Origin of the sequence: Synechococcus sp. A15-127 (genome assembly GCF_014280215.1) — a bacterium.
In the GTDB taxonomy this organism is placed as follows: Bacteria; Cyanobacteriota; Cyanobacteriia; order PCC-6307; family Cyanobiaceae; genus Parasynechococcus.
Window position 1 is genome coordinate 216,900 of record NZ_CP047948.1, and the last position, 14,783, is coordinate 231,682.

The 14,783-nt window shown below is 63.6% G+C and carries 20 protein-coding genes; 9 read left to right on the top strand and 11 right to left on the bottom strand.

The window, feature by feature from the left end; genetic code table 11:
• Positions 1-53: 53 nt before the first annotated feature.
• From SynA15127_RS01060 to SynA15127_RS01085, 6 genes are all read right to left on the bottom strand, one after another.
• Positions 54-254, bottom strand: a complete 201-nt coding sequence (locus tag SynA15127_RS01060; protein WP_043694431.1) for a photosystem II reaction center protein J — start codon at positions 252-254, stop codon at positions 54-56.
• Between the two features lie 10 nt (positions 255-264).
• Positions 265-384: a photosystem II reaction center protein L gene (locus SynA15127_RS01065; protein ID WP_043694434.1), complete on the bottom strand. Its 120-nt coding sequence runs from the start codon at positions 382-384 to the stop codon at positions 265-267.
• Positions 385-393: 9 nt separating this feature from the next.
• A complete protein-coding gene (gene psbF, locus SynA15127_RS01070) occupies positions 394-531 on the bottom strand; it encodes a cytochrome b559 subunit beta (protein WP_043694437.1) in 138 nt (45 codons plus the stop codon).
• Between the two features lie 4 nt (positions 532-535).
• Positions 536-784: a cytochrome b559 subunit alpha gene (gene psbE, locus SynA15127_RS01075; RefSeq protein ID WP_043694445.1), complete on the bottom strand. Its 249-nt coding sequence runs from the start codon at positions 782-784 to the stop codon at positions 536-538.
• Positions 785-854: 70 nt separating this feature from the next.
• The gene (locus SynA15127_RS01080; RefSeq protein WP_186484675.1) at positions 855-1,856 is read right to left on the bottom strand and encodes a photosynthesis system II assembly factor Ycf48; all 1,002 of its coding nucleotides are present in this window, start codon (positions 1,854-1,856) and stop codon (positions 855-857) included.
• A gap of 11 nt (positions 1,857-1,867) precedes the next feature.
• The gene (locus SynA15127_RS01085) at positions 1,868-2,281 is read right to left on the bottom strand and encodes a rubredoxin (protein ID WP_370594034.1); all 414 of its coding nucleotides are present in this window, start codon (positions 2,279-2,281) and stop codon (positions 1,868-1,870) included.
• Between the two features lie 137 nt (positions 2,282-2,418).
• On the opposite strand from SynA15127_RS01085, the gene SynA15127_RS01090 reads away from it, so the two are divergent.
• From SynA15127_RS01090 to SynA15127_RS01100, 3 genes are read left to right on the top strand one after another with little or no spacing between them, the layout of a single operon-like run.
• A complete protein-coding gene (locus SynA15127_RS01090) occupies positions 2,419-2,781 on the top strand; it encodes an NAD(P)H-quinone oxidoreductase subunit 3 (RefSeq protein ID WP_186484676.1) in 363 nt (120 codons plus the stop codon).
• Positions 2,782-2,784: 3 nt separating this feature from the next.
• Positions 2,785-3,537 (top strand): NADH dehydrogenase subunit K, encoded by a 753-nt coding sequence (locus SynA15127_RS01095; protein ID WP_186484677.1) that lies wholly within the window; start codon positions 2,785-2,787, stop codon positions 3,535-3,537.
• Positions 3,534-4,094, top strand: coding sequence for an NAD(P)H-quinone oxidoreductase subunit J (locus tag SynA15127_RS01100; protein WP_186484678.1), 561 nt, complete (start codon positions 3,534-3,536; stop codon positions 4,092-4,094). Before SynA15127_RS01095 ends, SynA15127_RS01100 begins: the two co-directional genes overlap by 4 nt.
• On the opposite strand, the gene yvcK is transcribed toward SynA15127_RS01100, so the two are convergent.
• Positions 4,088-5,488 carry a gluconeogenesis factor YvcK family protein gene (yvcK, locus tag SynA15127_RS01105; RefSeq protein ID WP_186484679.1) on the bottom strand — a complete coding sequence of 467 codons (1,401 nt, stop codon included), beginning with the start codon at positions 5,486-5,488 and terminating at the stop codon, positions 4,088-4,090. The two genes, SynA15127_RS01100 and yvcK, sit on opposite strands and share 7 nt — an antisense overlap.
• 119 nt (positions 5,489-5,607) lie before the next feature.
• Between yvcK and SynA15127_RS01110 the strand changes: the two genes are divergently transcribed.
• A complete protein-coding gene (locus tag SynA15127_RS01110; protein WP_255475531.1) occupies positions 5,608-6,366 on the top strand; it encodes an ABC transporter ATP-binding protein in 759 nt (252 codons plus the stop codon).
• Positions 6,367-6,371: 5 nt separating this feature from the next.
• Complete coding sequence (locus tag SynA15127_RS01115) at positions 6,372-7,295, top strand: MlaD family protein (protein ID WP_186484680.1); 924 nt, start codon at positions 6,372-6,374, stop codon at positions 7,293-7,295.
• A gap of 1 nt (position 7,296) precedes the next feature.
• On the opposite strand, the gene bchD is transcribed toward SynA15127_RS01115, so the two are convergent.
• On the bottom strand, positions 7,297-9,381 hold the full coding sequence (bchD, locus tag SynA15127_RS01120) for a magnesium chelatase ATPase subunit D (RefSeq protein ID WP_186484681.1): 2,085 nt from the start codon (positions 9,379-9,381) through the stop codon (positions 7,297-7,299).
• A 38-nt stretch (positions 9,382-9,419) separates the two neighbouring features.
• Between bchD and folK the strand changes: the two genes are divergently transcribed.
• From folK to SynA15127_RS01135, 3 genes are read left to right on the top strand one after another with little or no spacing between them, the layout of a single operon-like run.
• Entirely contained in the window at positions 9,420-9,908 is a 489-nt protein-coding gene (gene folK, locus SynA15127_RS01125) for a 2-amino-4-hydroxy-6-hydroxymethyldihydropteridine diphosphokinase (RefSeq protein WP_186484682.1), read from the top strand.
• 18 nt (positions 9,909-9,926) lie between these two features.
• Positions 9,927-10,490, top strand: a complete 564-nt coding sequence (locus tag SynA15127_RS01130) for an NUDIX hydrolase (protein WP_186484683.1) — start codon at positions 9,927-9,929, stop codon at positions 10,488-10,490.
• Complete coding sequence (locus SynA15127_RS01135; RefSeq protein ID WP_186484684.1) at positions 10,487-11,920, top strand: FAD-binding domain-containing protein; 1,434 nt, start codon at positions 10,487-10,489, stop codon at positions 11,918-11,920. Before SynA15127_RS01130 ends, SynA15127_RS01135 begins: the two co-directional genes overlap by 4 nt.
• On the opposite strand, the gene SynA15127_RS01140 is transcribed toward SynA15127_RS01135, so the two are convergent.
• Positions 11,899-13,116 (bottom strand): DegT/DnrJ/EryC1/StrS aminotransferase family protein, encoded by a 1,218-nt coding sequence (locus SynA15127_RS01140; protein WP_186485514.1) that lies wholly within the window; start codon positions 13,114-13,116, stop codon positions 11,899-11,901. The genes SynA15127_RS01135 and SynA15127_RS01140 overlap by 22 nt on opposite strands.
• Before the next feature lie 34 nt (positions 13,117-13,150).
• On the bottom strand, positions 13,151-13,789 hold the full coding sequence (locus tag SynA15127_RS01145; protein WP_255475532.1) for a thioredoxin family protein: 639 nt from the start codon (positions 13,787-13,789) through the stop codon (positions 13,151-13,153).
• A gap of 12 nt (positions 13,790-13,801) precedes the next feature.
• Here SynA15127_RS01145 and SynA15127_RS01150 point away from each other — a divergent pair, with 12 nt between their 5' ends.
• Positions 13,802-14,329 carry a hypothetical protein gene (locus SynA15127_RS01150; protein ID WP_186484685.1) on the top strand — a complete coding sequence of 176 codons (528 nt, stop codon included), beginning with the start codon at positions 13,802-13,804 and terminating at the stop codon, positions 14,327-14,329.
• A gap of 22 nt (positions 14,330-14,351) precedes the next feature.
• Here the strand turns inward: SynA15127_RS01150 and SynA15127_RS01155 are convergent, their stop codons facing one another.
• Positions 14,352-14,780, bottom strand: coding sequence for a hypothetical protein (locus SynA15127_RS01155; RefSeq protein WP_186484686.1), 429 nt, complete (start codon positions 14,778-14,780; stop codon positions 14,352-14,354).
• Positions 14,781-14,783: the final 3 nt, after the last annotated feature.

A 14,783-nucleotide genomic window follows, 5' to 3' on the forward strand; every position in this document is an offset into this window, starting at 1 on the left:
CATAAAAAAACCGGTCCACAGGACCGGTTGAACCACGGAAATGATTCTGGAGATCAGGCGGAACCCACTCCTGTGTAAGAGCCGTAGAAGAACAGACCGACCACAAACAGAACGGCCATTCCGCCGGCCGTTGCCACAAGCCAGAGAGGGAGAACACCTTCGGTCCAGCGGGAGCGCCAGGGCACAGCCGGACGGCCATCAGGAAGGCGATCAGGGATCCGGCCATCGGGATAAAGAGACTTCTTGCTGCTCATGGGTCAGACCTCAGTTGAAGAAGTAGCTGGAGAACAGCACACCGGTGGTGAACACCAGCAGCAGGCCCAGATACAGGCTTGTGCGGTTGAGTTCAACCGGAAGGTTGTTGGGATTGGGATTGCGTTCCATGGAATCGGATCAGCGGCGGATGAACTGCATCGCGGCCAGGGCACCGAGAAAGAAGACGGTGGGCACGCCGAGGGTATGGAGAGCCAGCCAACGCACCGTGAAGATCGGATAGTTGCGCGGCGTGGTGTTGATCGGTGTCTGTGTCATGGGGTTATTTCAGGCGAACGTCGAGTTCCGACTTGCCCTCATAGCGCTGGCTGACGACTGGGGCCTTGCTTTCGGTCGCCTGGAAATAGGCGTCCGGTCGGGGAGTGCCAAAGGCGTCGTACGCCAGACCGGTGGATACGAACAGGAATCCCGCAAGAAAAATCGAAGGCAGGGTGACGGCGTGGATCACCCAGTAGCGGATGCTTGTGATGATCTCGAAAAACGGGCGTTCCCCGGTGGAGCCTGCAGCCATGGCTAGGGGTGTATCAGCCCGGAGATCCTAGGGGGTGACCAAGGATCGCGGGCCTGGTGATCAGGCTCAGTTACAGAGCGTTGCCCACCCAGCGCAGCAGGTTTCCCCGCTCGCCAAGGACAAAGGCTCGATCGCCATCGAAAACCATGCGGGTGAAGTTGCTGGGCTGCCGGTCTCCAACCGGATCGATTTCCCAGTTGTCACCCCCATCTCGGCTCACCAGAAGGGTTCCATTGCCGCCGCCGGCCCAGATGGCACCCTCTGCATCCCAGCCCATGTCCATGTATCCGTAGCCATTGGTGATCGGGATGATCGGCTTGCTCCAACTTTCGAGATTGCCGGGCTCGTCATTCAGTCGGATCTGGGCGCCGCGGGCGAGCATCCAGAGTTGCCCGTCCGGCTGGTACCCAATGCTCTGCAGCCTCTGGCTGCTGACACGCTGGTGCACCTGCCAGACGCTTTCCCCCGGTTCCCAGGTGGCGTAGAAGTTGCCGAGGCTGCTGACGCTGACGTAGCCACCGTCCTCGCGCCGACGCAGATCACGGACGGATCCAGCTGCATCGGAGACCTTCGCTTCCCAGCTGCCGCCGCTGTCGTGGGTTTCGTAGACGGCCCCGACGTTCGTGGCCAGTTCGGCGGAGTGCTTGTCAAGCGCCGTGATCAGGTAGGGCTCCCCGGGGAGCTTCGTGTCCAGAAACAGGCGGGTCCAGTTCTGACCACCGTCGATCGTGTGCATCAACAGGCCCGGCTGCCCTGCGATCCAACCTTCGTCGCCATTGAAATCGATGCTGATCAGGCGGAAGTTCTCTTCCTCCGGCAAATCCAGGCTCCGCTCATTCCAGGTGACTCCGTTGTCGTCCGTTTCCTGGATCATGCGGTTGCTGCCCACCAGGAAACCGTGGGAGCGGTCGGTGAAGCCGACATCGAGGGGGTTCGATTCCGTGTCCAGGTTCTGGGCCTGCCAGGGACTGGACGTTGCAACGGGCAGGCGGGTCGTGACGCAGCCGCTGAGACTGATGCCCAGCACGAGCACCAGAAGGAGATTGGCGGCGGAGGAGAGCAGGCGATTCATGGTGATGCCGGTCAGCGCAGGGAATACAGCGAAAGGAAGAAGGCGAATGCCAGGGCCAGCCCGCCGAAGATCAGCACATTCTTCTGCCCCGGGGTCAGTCGGTTCACACCGAGGCCGTAGTTGAGGTTCTCCTCGAAGCCACTGGCCTTGCTGCGGGGGCCGATATCCCGGAACGCCGGCATCCGGCTGCGGCAGACCGGACAACGGAAGCTGAGTGGATTCAGGTCCTCGAAGGCGGTGCCTGCTTCGATGCCCACTTTCTTGACCCCTTCGTCGGGGTCGTACACATAGCCGCAGCTCCTGCACTCAAAGCGATGAGTCCGGGGGTCGGTCTCGGTGGGATCTTTTTCTGCACCGTCCGCAGGTTCGATCGCCTCTGGCTGTTCGATCGCCTCTGGCTGTTCGATCACCTCTGGATGTTCGATCGCCTCTGGCTGTCCGATCGCCTGTTGCTGGTCAGTCGCCGGATCGTCGCTCACCGCTGTGCTGTCGTGCGGAGTGACTCTATCGGCGTCAACTGCTGGCAGTGAATGCCAAAATGGATTGGACTACGGGGACGTTCATGTTCGCCCTGCCCGGCTATGACGCCTTCCTCGGATTTCTGCTGATTTCTGCAGCGGTTCCGGTACTCGCCCTGATCACCAACAAACTTCTGGCGCCGCGCAGTCGGGCTGGTGAGCGGCAACTCACGTATGAGTCCGGCATGGAGCCGATCGGCGGTGCCTGGATTCAGTTCAACATCCGCTACTACATGTTTGCACTGGTGTTCGTCATCTTCGATGTCGAGACCGTGTTTCTTTATCCGTGGGCCGTTGCTTTTCACCGACTCGGTCTGCTGGCGTTCATCGAAGCGCTGATCTTCATCGCCATCCTGTTGGTGGCCCTGGCCTACGCCTGGCGCAAAGGCGCACTCGAATGGAGCTGAATGATGTCTGAAACCACTCCGTCCATCCAAAGCCCCTCGATCACCGCTGTCCGCGATCTCAGGGAAGCCAGCTGCGGGCCGATCGGAGCTCCCGCCGTCACCAACGATCTGAGCGAAAACGTCATTCTCACCAGCCTGGATGATCTCCATAACTGGGCACGGCTCAGCAGCCTCTGGCCTCTCCTGTATGGAACAGCCTGCTGCTTCATCGAGTTCGCTGCTCTGCTCGGCTCCCGTTTCGATTTCGATCGCTTCGGCCTGGTGCCTCGCAGCTCACCACGCCAGGCTGATCTCTTGATCGTGGCCGGCACCGTGACCATGAAGATGGCCCCGGCTCTGGTCCGGTTGTATGAACAGATGCCTGAGCCCAAGTACGTGATCGCCATGGGGGCCTGCACGATCACCGGCGGCATGTTCAGCGCAGACTCCACCACCGCTGTTCGGGGTGTCGACAAGCTGATCCCTGTCGACCTGTACCTCCCGGGTTGCCCGCCGCGTCCGGAGGCGATTTTTGACGCCGTGATCAAGCTGCGCAAGAAGGTCGGTGATGAGTCCCTGGCCGAACGTCGCAAGCATCAGCAGACGCATCGCTATTTCACGGTTTCACACCGGATGAAGCGGGTTGAAGCCCAGGTCACAGGTTCCTATCTGCGTGCTGATTCCCAGCGTGCCGCTCTCGCGGCTGCCCCGGAAGGTCAACTGCTGGCCACGGACGCTGCTGTTCTCACCCCCGTTGCCGACGCTGTCGACTCATGAGTGAAACCCCCACGACTCCTCCGAAAGACGACTCGTCATCTCTGGCTGCAGCACAACCCGGCCCTGTCAGCATCTGGTTGACCCAGCAGGGTTTTGAGCATGACTATCTCGATCCGGATCATTCCGGTGTCGAGCAGATCGGCGTGGATGCGGCATTCCTTCCGATCATCGCTGCGGCTCTGAAGAGCCACGGATTCGATTATCTCCAGTGCCACGGCGGCTACGACGAAGGTCCTGGACAACACCTTGTCTGCTTCTATCACCTGCTGGCCATGCGGGAACAGGTGCAGGCCATGGCCGCCGGAGAGGAATCCAAGCTTCGGGAAGTGCGCCTGAAAGTGTTCCTCACGCGTGAAGGAACCCCGACTCTGCCGTCGATCTATGGGCTCTTCCGAGGAGCTGATTGGCAGGAACGGGAAACCTTCGACATGTTCGGCATTCAGTTCGAAGGGCATCCGCATCCCAAACGTTTGCTGATGCCTGAGGACTGGAAAGGCTGGCCGCTGCGCAAGGACTACATCCAGCCTGATTTCTACGAGATGCAGGACGCCTACTGATCACGCTCCCGTGGGGTCTGATCCTTGCGGTGGCTGCGGTAAAAACGCATCACGGCGAGCGCGAGATTGCGGGGGTCGTGCCTGAGTGTTGCAGTCGGTCGTGACCCCTGGAGGGGAGCCAGGGTGACGTCATAGCCCTCCGTCCGCAGTCGCTCCGCATCGCAACGGACCGGTTCCGCACCGCGGGCTCGGTAACGCTCGACCAGTGGCGAGGATTCCACGTTGTCTTGAGCCAACACAGCCGTGAACAGTCGGTCGTCGATGCCGAGGCTTGCCAGCTGGGCTTCGATCGCCCGGAGATGACCACCCACATCCAGACCGTCGGTCTCTCCGGGCTGGGTCATCAGATTGCAGATGTAGAGCCTTGGCGAGCGGGATGACTGGATGGCCGACATCAGCTCCGGAACCAGCAGATTGGGAAGCAGCGAGGTGTAGAGGCTGCCGGGGCCCAGCAGGATCAGATCGGCGTTGGCGATCGCTTCGAGAGCGCGGGGAAGAGCTGGCGGGCGTTCCGGCAGACAACCGAGCCGAACGATCGGGCTTGGTGCCTTGCCGATGTTGCTTTCTCCCTCAATCCGCTCTCCGTTCTCCAACTCCGCCCAGAGCCTCACATCGGCGCTGGTGGCTGGCACAACCTGGCCCTGAACAGCCAGTACGCGACTGGAGGCCGTGATGGCCGTCTCCAGGTTGCCGGTGATGGCGGTGAGAGCCGAGAGGAACAGGTTGCCGAAGCTGTGGCCCTCGAGGCCGCTTCCAGCTGCGAAGCGGTATTGGAACAGTCTTGTCAGCAGTGGCTCCTCGGTGGAGAGTGCTGCCAGACAGTTGCGGATGTCTCCGGGGGGCAGCACCCCGAGTTCCCGACGGAGCACGCCGCTGCTGCCGCCGTCATCAGCAACGGTGACGATGGCGGTGATGTGACTGCTGTACCGCTTCAGGCCGCTCAGCAGGGTGGAGAGACCGGTGCCCCCGCCGATGGCGACGATGTTCGGGCCGCGGTTCAGCCGGCTCTTGGCTCGCAGGGCATCCACCAGCACCGTGTCTTTGTCAGGCGCCAGGGCCTGCTGGATGGAGCCGAAGCTGCGGCTCTGGCCCCACAGCACCAACCCGATCCCGACGATCAGCACCAGCGGGCCCGTGATCTCCCGCGGAAGCACCGTGGTGATAGTGCTCAACATCCAGCTCAGGGTCTCAACGATCCAGTAGATCGGCTTGAGATCAGCCCAGACAGCTGCTCCGAGCAGAGCCATCATCAGGCCGAGTCCGGAGGTGAGCAGCCAACGCTTCACCACCAGTCCCGGCTGGAGCCAGCGGACCGCCCGCTGCGATCGGGTCACCAGATCCTTGCGTCGCTGGGCCCGTATCGCCCTGGCCCGTCGTTTGCTGTGCGTAGTCACTTGCGCTTAGGGGCGATCGAGCACGGCAGTCCCTGAACTGTACGGAGACTCGGCGGTCGGGCAAAGATGGCAGCACATGTGCGTTCATGCTTGTGGTCGGGGTCCAACCCGTCGTTGAGATGCGCGACCTCACCATGCAGTGGGGGCAGCGGCCAGTGCTGGATCGGGTGAATCTGCAGATGCAGCCCGGAGAGCGCCTGGCGGTGGTGGGTCCTTCCGGCGCCGGTAAGTCGACCGTGCTGCGCCTGTTAGCCGGTCTTCAGCTGCCCACGCAGGGTGAACTGTGTCTCTTCGGGAAGCAGCAGACCTATCTGCGGCTGGATCAGACCCGACCTCCGGATGTGCGTCTGGTGTTTCAGAACCCTGCCCTGCTGGCCTCCCTCACCGTGGAGCAGAACGTCGGTTTTCTGTTGCGGGAGCGGGGACGCATGACTGCCAGTGAGATCCGCCAGCGGGTGGAATCCTGCCTCGAGGCGGTGGGGCTCTACGACGTGGCCCATCTCTACCCATCCGAGCTGAGCGGTGGAATGCAGAAGCGGGTGAGTTTCGCGCGGGCTCTCGTCGATGATCCGGAACGCGGGGATCAGGCCATGCCGTTGCTGCTCTATGACGAGCCCACCGCTGGACTGGATCCTGTGGCTTGCACCCGCATCGAGGATCTGATCGTGAAGACCACAACGGTGGCCAGAGGCTGTTCGGTGGTGGTCAGCCACGTGCGCAGCACGATCGAGCGATCGGCGGAACGGGTTGTGATGTTGTACGGCGGCAGTTTTCGCTGGCAGGGCTCCGTGGAGGAGTTCCGCAGCACCGACAACCCCTACGTGGAGCAGTTCAGGACAGGTAGTCTTCGCGGACCCATGCAGCCCATGGAGTCCTGACCGCCATGCGACGCAGCATCCGCGATGCCATCGTCGGCTTCACCGTGCTTGGGGGCATCGTCGGTTTCGGCGCGACAGCTCTGTGGATGAGGGGGGTACGGCTCGGGGCCAGCACCTGGATGGTGACAGCGCGTTTCGCTGATGCGGGCGGACTGGCGGAGCGTTCACCAGTCACCTACCGGGGCATTCTGGTGGGTTCCGTGAAGAGGATCCGTGTGACTCCAGAAGCGGTCGTTGCGGATCTGGAGATCAACCAAGGGGATCTGAAACTGGCTCAGCCGGTCACCGCCACGGTCGCTTCCGGCTCTCTGCTGGGGGGAGATGCTCTCATTGCCCTGGTCAGCAAGGGCAAGCCACTGCCGGAGGAGGCACCGCTGGCGAGTGCGGCTGACTGTGCCGGCAGCAGGCAGCTCTGCAATGGAGCGACGATTCAGGGGCAGGAAGCACCCAGCCTCAGCACCGTGACCGAGACCATTCAGGCTCTGCTGTCTGAGGCCCAGAAAGCCAATCTCATCCCTGCTCTGGCGCAGTCCACCCAGCAGTTTGAAACCACGTCGAAGGATGCCTCACTGTTCCTGAATAACGCCGATCAGGCTGTTGCGGAGATCGAGCTGCTGGTGAAGCAGCTGCGGGCCGAGGCCGCCAAGGTCGAGCCGATGATCGAGAACCTGAATGCGGCCACCGGCAATGCCGTCAAGGCTTCGGCTCACGTGAACAACATCGTGGCTGCTCTGGACAATCCCAAGACCCTGAACGAGTTGCGGCAGACGGCGGCCAATGCCGCTGACCTCACTGCCAAGATCGATTCCGTCGGAGGGGATGTGGAGAAACTCACCTCAGATGAGGAGTTCATGAAAGGCCTGCGCAGCGTGACCATCGGACTCGGTGAGCTGTTTGCTGAGCTTTATCCGGCGGAGACCTCCAGGTAGCTCAGATCCCATTGATCGCATCCAGTGCCACGGCAGCGATCGCCTGATCACTGGCTTTGGGAAGCTGCACGTATCGCCCCCCGGCGGCTTCGGCCAGGTCCTTGCCCATGCCGCTGCCGATGAACTTGCGCTCGGTGTCGATCACCAGCAGCTTGATGCCGAGCATCCGGTAACGGCTCGCCACGTCCAGCACCTCCTGCTTGAGGTCAGGTTTCTCGTCACCGTCCAGAACGGGCTGTCCGAGAGAGGTGCTCAGGGGTACGTTGCCGCGACCATCGGTGATGGCGACCACCACCACCTGGCCGAGATCACCCGTTGCCAGGGCATTGGCGCCCACACGGGCGGCCTGGGTGAGGCCATGGGCCAGGGGTGAACCGCCGCCGCAGGGCATGGATTCCAGCCGGCGGCGGGCGGCGGTGATCGACCGTGTGGGGGGCAGCAGCACCTCAGCCTGGTCACCACGGAAGGGAATCAGGGCCACCTCGTCGCGGTTCTCATAGGCCTCGGTGAGTAGGCGGATCACGGCGCCCTTGGCGCTCTGCATCCGGTTCAGGGCCATCGAGCCGCTGGCATCCACCAGGAACACCACCAGGGCACCGGCCTTGCGCTGCAGCAACTTGGCACGCAGATCGCCCTCTTCCACGATCACGGTGCGGCCGGGTTCCCGTTCCCGCCGAATTTTCTGATAAGGCGCGGCAGCTCGCAGCGTTGCGTCCACGGCGATCCGGCGCACGGGACCGCGGGGCAGCATCGGTTTCACGTACCGGCCGCGGCTGTCGCTGAGCACCACCGAACGGCTGCCGCTGTTGCCGCTCTTGGCCTTGGCGGCATTGAACAGCAGCAGGTCAGGGTCCACGTCGATCGCTTCGGGATCAAGCATGAACTCTTCGGGTACGGCCGGCGGGGTCTGATCCTCCTCGCCGTCCCCCTCGTCGTCGTTGGTGTTGTCGTCCTCGCTGGTGTCCTCCGGCGGATCGTTCTCTTCGTTGTCTGATCCCTCCGGTGACGGCGGTGGGTTGTCCTGTTCGTTCTGCTGGTCGCCCTGAGGCGGAGGTGGGGGCTCCATCTGCTGATCTGGGGGTGGCATCTGGGAGGCCCGCGGTGCAATCACCAGGGCCACGGCCACCTGCAGATCGTCGGCCTCCACCCTGTCCCGGCCGGAGAGTGCGGCGTGGGCCCTCGCCACCCGCACGGCATAGAGCTCGGAGCGATGACCTTCCACGCCGCCGCGGATCGCTTCGGTGACCAGGTACTCGATCTGCTCGCGGTTGATCTGCACATCCGGCAGCCACTGGCGGGCCAGCAGCAACTGCGTGGCCAGGGCGTCGGTCTCCTCACGCCAGGTCTCTGCGAATGAGCGGCTGCACTGGCCATGGCTGATCACCGCATTGGTGATCTCCACCCGCTGTTCGGTGCTCACCAGCTGGTTGGCGGAGAGGGCAATGGCGAAGCGATCCAGCAGGTGATCGCGGACGTTGCCCTCTTCCGGGTTGTAGGTGGCGATCAGCAGGGGCCGGCAAGGGTGGCTGAGGCTCAGACCTTCCCGTTCCACCCGGTTCTCGCCGCTGCCCACAGCCGCCAGCATCAGGTTGACGATGCCGTCGTCGAGCAGATTCAGTTCATCGACGTAGAGCACGCCGCGGTGGGCCTCCGCCAGCAGGCCCGGCTGGAACACGGCGCTGCCGCTGGCCAGTGATGCAGTCACATCCACCGCTCCCAACAGCCGGTCCTCGGTGATGCCGAGGGGGATCTGCACGAAGGGTGCCGGGATCACCCGAGAGGGCGCGTCTCCGCTGATCGTCTCGCGGGTGGCCGCATCCCATTCCTCCGGATTGAGGGGATCCAGGTTCCGGCCGACGCCGCTGTCGACGTCGAGGATGTCGATCGGGGGCAGCAGGGCGTGGAGGCCTCTGGCGAGCACGGATTTGCCGGTGCCGCGCCCACCGGCGATCACCACGCCGCCCAGGCCTGGATCAACGGCCGCCAACAGCAGGGCGAGCTTGAGGGTGCCGTGGCCAGTGATCGCAGCCAGGGGAAAGGCTCGGGTCGCCCGGTCGTCGGTCACCGCAACACCACTTGCCACCATGGATGCGTTCAGCCCGCATGTGCGCGCCAGTCTCGCTGATGCCCTCAACGGACGATGCCACGCTGGCCGTGGCCCTGGGGGCCAACCGGCCGAGTGCGGTCGGTTGGCCTCGCGACACCCTCAGGGCTGTGCGGCCTCTGCTTGAGGCAGAACTGACGGCCTGGACCGAGCAGCCCGCGCGCTGCCGCTGGTCGGAGTTGCTGGAGACCGCCCCGGTGGGGCCGGTGGAGCAGCCGCACTATCTCAATGCGGTGGTGCTGGTGGACGGCATGGCGATTGAGCCGACCGAAACGGCAGCTCTGCAGCTGCTGGATCGCCTGCACCAGATGGAGCGGCAGTTCGGCCGCGATCGTGGCCAGGAGCAGCGCTGGGGCCCCCGCACCCTGGATCTGGATCTGCTGTTCTGGGGGGAACTGCGCCTGGAGCATCCTCGGTTGGTGCTGCCCCATCCGCGGCTGCATCTGCGGGCCTTTGTGATGGAGCCGCTGCTGCAGGCGATGCATGCCGCTCACCCGCCATGCTGGTGAGCCAATCGGCCTGATCCCATGGCGCCGCTGCCGGCCCCGGAGCCCTTCGAGCTGCTGGACACCGTTGAAGCGGTGGATGCCTGCAAGATCCGCTTCGAGCGCAACCGGATCAGATTGCCGATGGGGGTGGAAGCCACCTTCGGGATGATCCGCCACCCGGGCGCGTCTCTGGCGGTGCCGATCACGCCGGATGGGCACGTGGTGCTGCTGCGTCAGTACCGCTTCGCTGTGCAGGCGCGCTTGCTGGAATTCCCTGCGGGAACTCTGGAAGAAGGGGAGGATCCGCTGGAATCGATGCAGCGGGAACTGGGGGAGGAGGCGGGCTACAGCGCTGCCCGCTGGGATGCCCTGGGTCCGATGCTGCCCTGCCCCGGTTACTCCGACGAGGTGATCCACTGCTTCCTTGCCCGGGAACTCACTCCTCTGGAGAATCCCCCAGCCGGTGATGACGATGAAGATCTGGAGGTGGTGCTGATGACGCCGATGGATCTGGATGCCCGGCTGGGATCCGGCGATGAATGGCTGGATGGCAAGAGCGTCACCGCTTGGTACAGGGCCAAACAATTGCTGGGCCTGGGATGACAACGCCTCGCGTTCTGTTCTGGCACCGCCGCGATCTGAGGCTGGCGGACAACCTCGGTCTTGTGGCGGCGGTGGGGATCAGCCCAGCCGTCACCGGTGTGTATGTGCTCGATCCGAAGGTGATCGATCCGCCTGAGCAACTGCCGCCGATGGCTCCGGCTCGGCTGTGGTTCCTGATCGAGAGCCTGATCGAACTGCAGCAGCGCTGGCGGGAGGCCGGCAGCCGGTTGCTGATCCTCGAAGGGGATCCGGTGGCGGTGTTGCCGCAGTTGGCGGAACAGATCGGGGCGGAGTCGGTGGTGTGGAACCGCGATGTGGAGCCCTATGCCCGGGAACGGGACCGGCAGGTGGCCAAGCGCTTGCAGGCGGATGGCCGCACGGTGGTGGTGGATTGGGATCAGCTGCTGATCGCTCCCGAGCTGCTGAAGACCGGAGCAGGTGATCCCTATCGGGTCTATGGCCCGTTCCTGCGCAACTGGCGCGGCCAGGTGCAGGCCAAGCCGCCCATCTGTGTTGAAGCTCCCTCTGATCTTCTCGATCTGGAGGAGGGGGTGGTGCCTGATACCGCCCCCTTGGATGCTCTGTTGGGCAGCCACGGGTTTCATGGCAGTGAGATCTGCCCCTGCCGCCCCGGCGAATCAGCGGCTCTGCTGCAGCTCAGTTCGTTCTGTGATGGTGCTCTGTTCGGCTACGAGCCCGATCGCAACTTCCCTGGTGTTGTGGGCACGTCGTATCTGAGTGCGGCGTTGAGTGTGGGCACCCTCAGCCCGCGCCAGGCCTGGTGTGCCGCCCTGGAGGCCCGCGAGCAGGCCCGCAGCGATGAACAGCGGCATGCCATTGGGGTGTGGGAGCAGGAGCTGGGGTGGCGCGAGTTCTATCAGCAGGCGCTGTTCCATTTCCCCGAGCTGGCGGATGGTCCCTACCGCGAGCAGTGGCGGCGCTTTCCGTGGGAGAACAACGCCGATTGGTTTGAGCGCTGGAAGGAGGGTCAAACCGGGATGCCGATCATTGACGCGGCGATGCGCCAGCTCAACCAGAGCGGCTGGATGCACAACCGTTGCCGCATGATCGTGGCGTCATTCCTGGTGAAGGATCTGATCTGCGACTGGCGCTGGGGCGAACGCGCCTTCATGGAGCTGGAGGTGGACGGCGATCTGGCTGCCAACAACGGTGGCTGGCAATGGAGCGCCAGCAGTGGCATGGATCCCAAACCGCTGCGCATCTTCAATCCGGCCACTCAGGCCAGCAAGTTCGATGCCGATGGCGAATACATCCGTCGTTGGTTGCCGGAGCTGCGTCACGTCAGCAGCAGGGATTTGATCAGCGGCGAGATCGGCGCACTGGAACGGCGCGGTTATCCGGAGCCGCTTGTTGAGCACAAGCGTCAACAGGCGCAATTCAAGGCGCTTTACGCCACCATCCGCGGCTGATTCACGTCGCAGGTGGGGTTGATCAGTTGCTCCAGAACAGACACAACCTGCTGCTGCTCCAGTTCATTGAGTTCCGGGAAGATCGGCAGGCTGAGCACCTGGGAGCAGGTTCTCTCGGTTGCGGGCATCGATCCGGCCTCGAGATCCAGATGGCTGTAGGCGGGCTGGCGGTGAATCGGGATGGGGTAGTACACGATTGTGTTGATGCCTTCGTCCTGCAGCCGCTCCTTCAGCCAGTCACGGCAGCAGCTCTCCGGCAGTCCGTGACTGCTGCTGATCGCTGAGGGGCTGCACTGGGCCTGGCAGGTCGGCTGACCGGTGGGGCAACTGCTGACACGCACAACGAACTGGTTCCAGCTGTGGCCCTCTTCGTCTGTCGGAAGCGTGATACCGGGCAGTTCAGACAGCAGCTCCCGGTAGCGCGCGGCAATCTCCCGACGGCGGTCGATCCACTCGCTGAGCTTGGGCAGCTTGACGTTGAGCACGGCAGCCTGGATGGCGTCCAGCCGGCTGTTGTATCCCAGGGCCGTATGCAGGTAGCGGCGTGGCATCCCATGCACGGCCAGTTCCCGCATGGTCTGGGCGAGGGTGTCGTCATCGGTGGTGACGGCGCCTCCATCGCCTGCTCCGCCGAGATTCTTGGTGGGGAAGAAGCTGAAGCAGCCCACATCGCCGAAGCTGCCCACCGCCTGGTCCTGCCAGGTCGCTCCGGTGGCCTGGGCGCAATCTTCGATCACCCGCAGGCCATGGCGGGAAGCGATGTCCATCAAACGGGTCATGTCCACCGGCCGACCGAACAGATGCACCGGCATCAGCGCGCGTGTTGATCCGGTGATGGCGGCCTCGATCTGATTCAGATCGATCAGGAAGGTCTCCGGATCCACATCCACGAAGACCGGTGTCGCTCCGACCGCACTGATCGCCTCGGCCGTGGCGAAGAAGCTGAAGGCGCAGGTGATCACCTCGTCGCCAGGACCGATCCCGATGGCCCGCAAGGCAAGGATCAAAGCATCGGTTCCGCTGTTGCAGCCGATGGCGTGGCGCGTGCCGACGTTGTCGGCAAAAGCATGCTCGAACGTGCTGACCTGTGGCCCGCCGATGTACTGACCGCTGCGCAGCACACCGAGAACAGCTTTCTCGAGGTCCGTGCCGAGATCGGTGATCTGCTGGCTGAGGCTGAAGGGAGGCACGTGCATGGCGCTCACCTTAGGCCGCGCCTCAGGCCCTAGATCAGCCGAACCAGTCCGGTTCCAGGCCGGGATGCCATTTCACATTGCAGCCTACCGATGGAATTTGATCGGGGTTCACCGGTTCGCCGGCGAGCACTGCGTTGAGAGCAGTCCGCAGGTCGCTTCCATCGAGAGGCTGGTCGTTGCCGGGACGGCTTCCATCGAGCTGGCCTCTGTACTGCAGCGTCTGGCGGCTGCTCTCATGGCTGCCAGCGAACAGATAGAACTCCGGTGTGCAGGCGGCTCGCAGGGAGCGGGCCAGAGTCTGGTCCTGATCTATCAGGTAAGGAAAGCTCCAGCCGTGACGTTCCGCCTGCTTCATGAGCTGGTCGGCTCCGTCCTGCGGATGCGTGATCAAGCTGTTGCTGCTCACAGCCAGAAGCTGGATCCGATCCCGGTAATCCCGGTCCAGCCGGGTCAACTCCGGTTCGATGTGCTTGACGAAGGGGCAGTGGGCACAGATCACCATCATCAGGACCGGCTTCTGATCCAGGGCTGAACGAGTGAGGGACGCCCCGCTGGTCGTGGGCAGCTGGAAGTCCGGCAGATCTGTGCCCAGGGGCAGCATCGTCGAGGGGGTCAGGGCCATGTCTCCACTGCAGGAACAGGTGCTCTCCATCAGGATGGCGACCACTGGCATTCAGGTGGGGTCATGCCGGGACGAAGCTGGTGTCAGACGGCATGGAGCTTGGGACTGTGCCTGTCTCTGCTGGCCTGCGGATCCAAGGATCAGCAGGAGGGGTGGACCATCTATCCGCTGCAGCGCAATGAGCCTCACGACGGTCTGGCTGTCGTGAATCAGCCGGATGGTTTCGGCCTGCACATCTTTCTGGAGACCGACACCCGGGATCCCTCCATCTGCAGGCCCAGATGGCTTCCGGATCCGGCCCGGCTGTTCAATGGTCGTGGCTCAGCAGCCTTCAGCTCCGGTTTGGCGACGCGCCAGGAATTCTTCGAGGCCATGACGCGGGATGCCGTCGTTTCATCCCTGCAGCAGGAGCTGGAAGCCCTCTGCAAGCAGCGCGCTCCCGATGCCCGTTGGCAGTGGGTGGATCCCCCACGCTCTGAGGTGGAAGTGACCCCGGTGCAGTTGCCGGCACTGGAGGAGGAGGATCTGCTCACCGACCCCTACGAGGAGCTTCAGAGACAGAAGGCATTGCTGGGGGATGACCCCAATTGAAACGGCGGGACACCCGTGGGCTTCAGTACGCCGCCCAGACGACGGGTTCTGCTTCGCGCCAGTAGCGGCTGAAGCGTCCGAGTCGTGGTGGCCGGGGCAGCTCCACAAAGGGATCGGGAGCCAGTTCCGAGATGGGGAGCTCGGCTTCAATCGCCTGGAGGATCTGCTGCAACCGTGGATCCACGGCGGAGCTGGTCACCACACCGTCCGCTTCGTGTCGCCTTGCGAAGGCCAGCACCTCAGAGGCCACATCGCCCTTGCGGAGGCTGACGGTTAGCTCCAGGGCCGCCTCGTAGAGAAAGCCCAGTCGCTTGCGGCTGATCCGATTGGCTTCGATCCAATGGGTGTCGAAGACGAACAGAGCCGGTGCGTCCGGCCAGGCCCGCAGGGCGGGATTGGCCGGTCCCAGGGCCTCCTCGTGAATCCAGAGCATCGGTCGTTGCATCGTCATGAC

Excerpts from the sequence above, each read along its gene's own strand:
- SynA15127_RS01110 (WP_255475531.1), top strand. The coding sequence starts at position 5,608 with ATGCGCGACCTCACCATGCAGTGGGGGCAGCGGCCAGTGCTGGATCGG.
- SynA15127_RS01145 (WP_255475532.1), bottom strand. The coding sequence starts at position 13,789 with ATGCCAGTGGTCGCCATCCTGATGGAGAGCACCTGTTCCTGCAGTGGA.
- SynA15127_RS01065 (WP_043694434.1), bottom strand. The coding sequence starts at position 384 with ATGGAACGCAATCCCAATCCCAACAACCTTCCGGTTGAACTCAACCGC.
- bchD (WP_186484681.1), bottom strand. The coding sequence starts at position 9,381 with ATGGTGGCAAGTGGTGTTGCGGTGACCGACGACCGGGCGACCCGAGCC.
- SynA15127_RS01155 (WP_186484686.1), bottom strand. The coding sequence starts at position 14,780 with ATGACGATGCAACGACCGATGCTCTGGATTCACGAGGAGGCCCTGGGA.
- SynA15127_RS01115 (WP_186484680.1), top strand. The coding sequence starts at position 6,372 with ATGCGACGCAGCATCCGCGATGCCATCGTCGGCTTCACCGTGCTTGGG.
- SynA15127_RS01135 (WP_186484684.1), top strand. The coding sequence starts at position 10,487 with ATGACAACGCCTCGCGTTCTGTTCTGGCACCGCCGCGATCTGAGGCTG.
- SynA15127_RS01080 (WP_186484675.1), bottom strand. The coding sequence starts at position 1,856 with ATGAATCGCCTGCTCTCCTCCGCCGCCAATCTCCTTCTGGTGCTCGTG.
- folK (WP_186484682.1), top strand. The coding sequence starts at position 9,420 with ATGCCCTCAACGGACGATGCCACGCTGGCCGTGGCCCTGGGGGCCAAC.
- psbF (WP_043694437.1), bottom strand. The coding sequence starts at position 531 with ATGACACAGACACCGATCAACACCACGCCGCGCAACTATCCGATCTTC.
- SynA15127_RS01060 (WP_043694431.1), bottom strand. The coding sequence starts at position 254 with ATGAGCAGCAAGAAGTCTCTTTATCCCGATGGCCGGATCCCTGATCGC.
- SynA15127_RS01090 (WP_186484676.1), top strand. The coding sequence starts at position 2,419 with ATGTTCGCCCTGCCCGGCTATGACGCCTTCCTCGGATTTCTGCTGATT.
- psbE (WP_043694445.1), bottom strand. The coding sequence starts at position 784 with ATGGCTGCAGGCTCCACCGGGGAACGCCCGTTTTTCGAGATCATCACA.
- SynA15127_RS01150 (WP_186484685.1), top strand. The coding sequence starts at position 13,802 with ATGCCGGGACGAAGCTGGTGTCAGACGGCATGGAGCTTGGGACTGTGC.
- SynA15127_RS01095 (WP_186484677.1), top strand. The coding sequence starts at position 2,785 with ATGTCTGAAACCACTCCGTCCATCCAAAGCCCCTCGATCACCGCTGTC.
- SynA15127_RS01140 (WP_186485514.1), bottom strand. The coding sequence starts at position 13,116 with ATGCACGTGCCTCCCTTCAGCCTCAGCCAGCAGATCACCGATCTCGGC.
- SynA15127_RS01100 (WP_186484678.1), top strand. The coding sequence starts at position 3,534 with ATGAGTGAAACCCCCACGACTCCTCCGAAAGACGACTCGTCATCTCTG.
- SynA15127_RS01130 (WP_186484683.1), top strand. The coding sequence starts at position 9,927 with ATGGCGCCGCTGCCGGCCCCGGAGCCCTTCGAGCTGCTGGACACCGTT.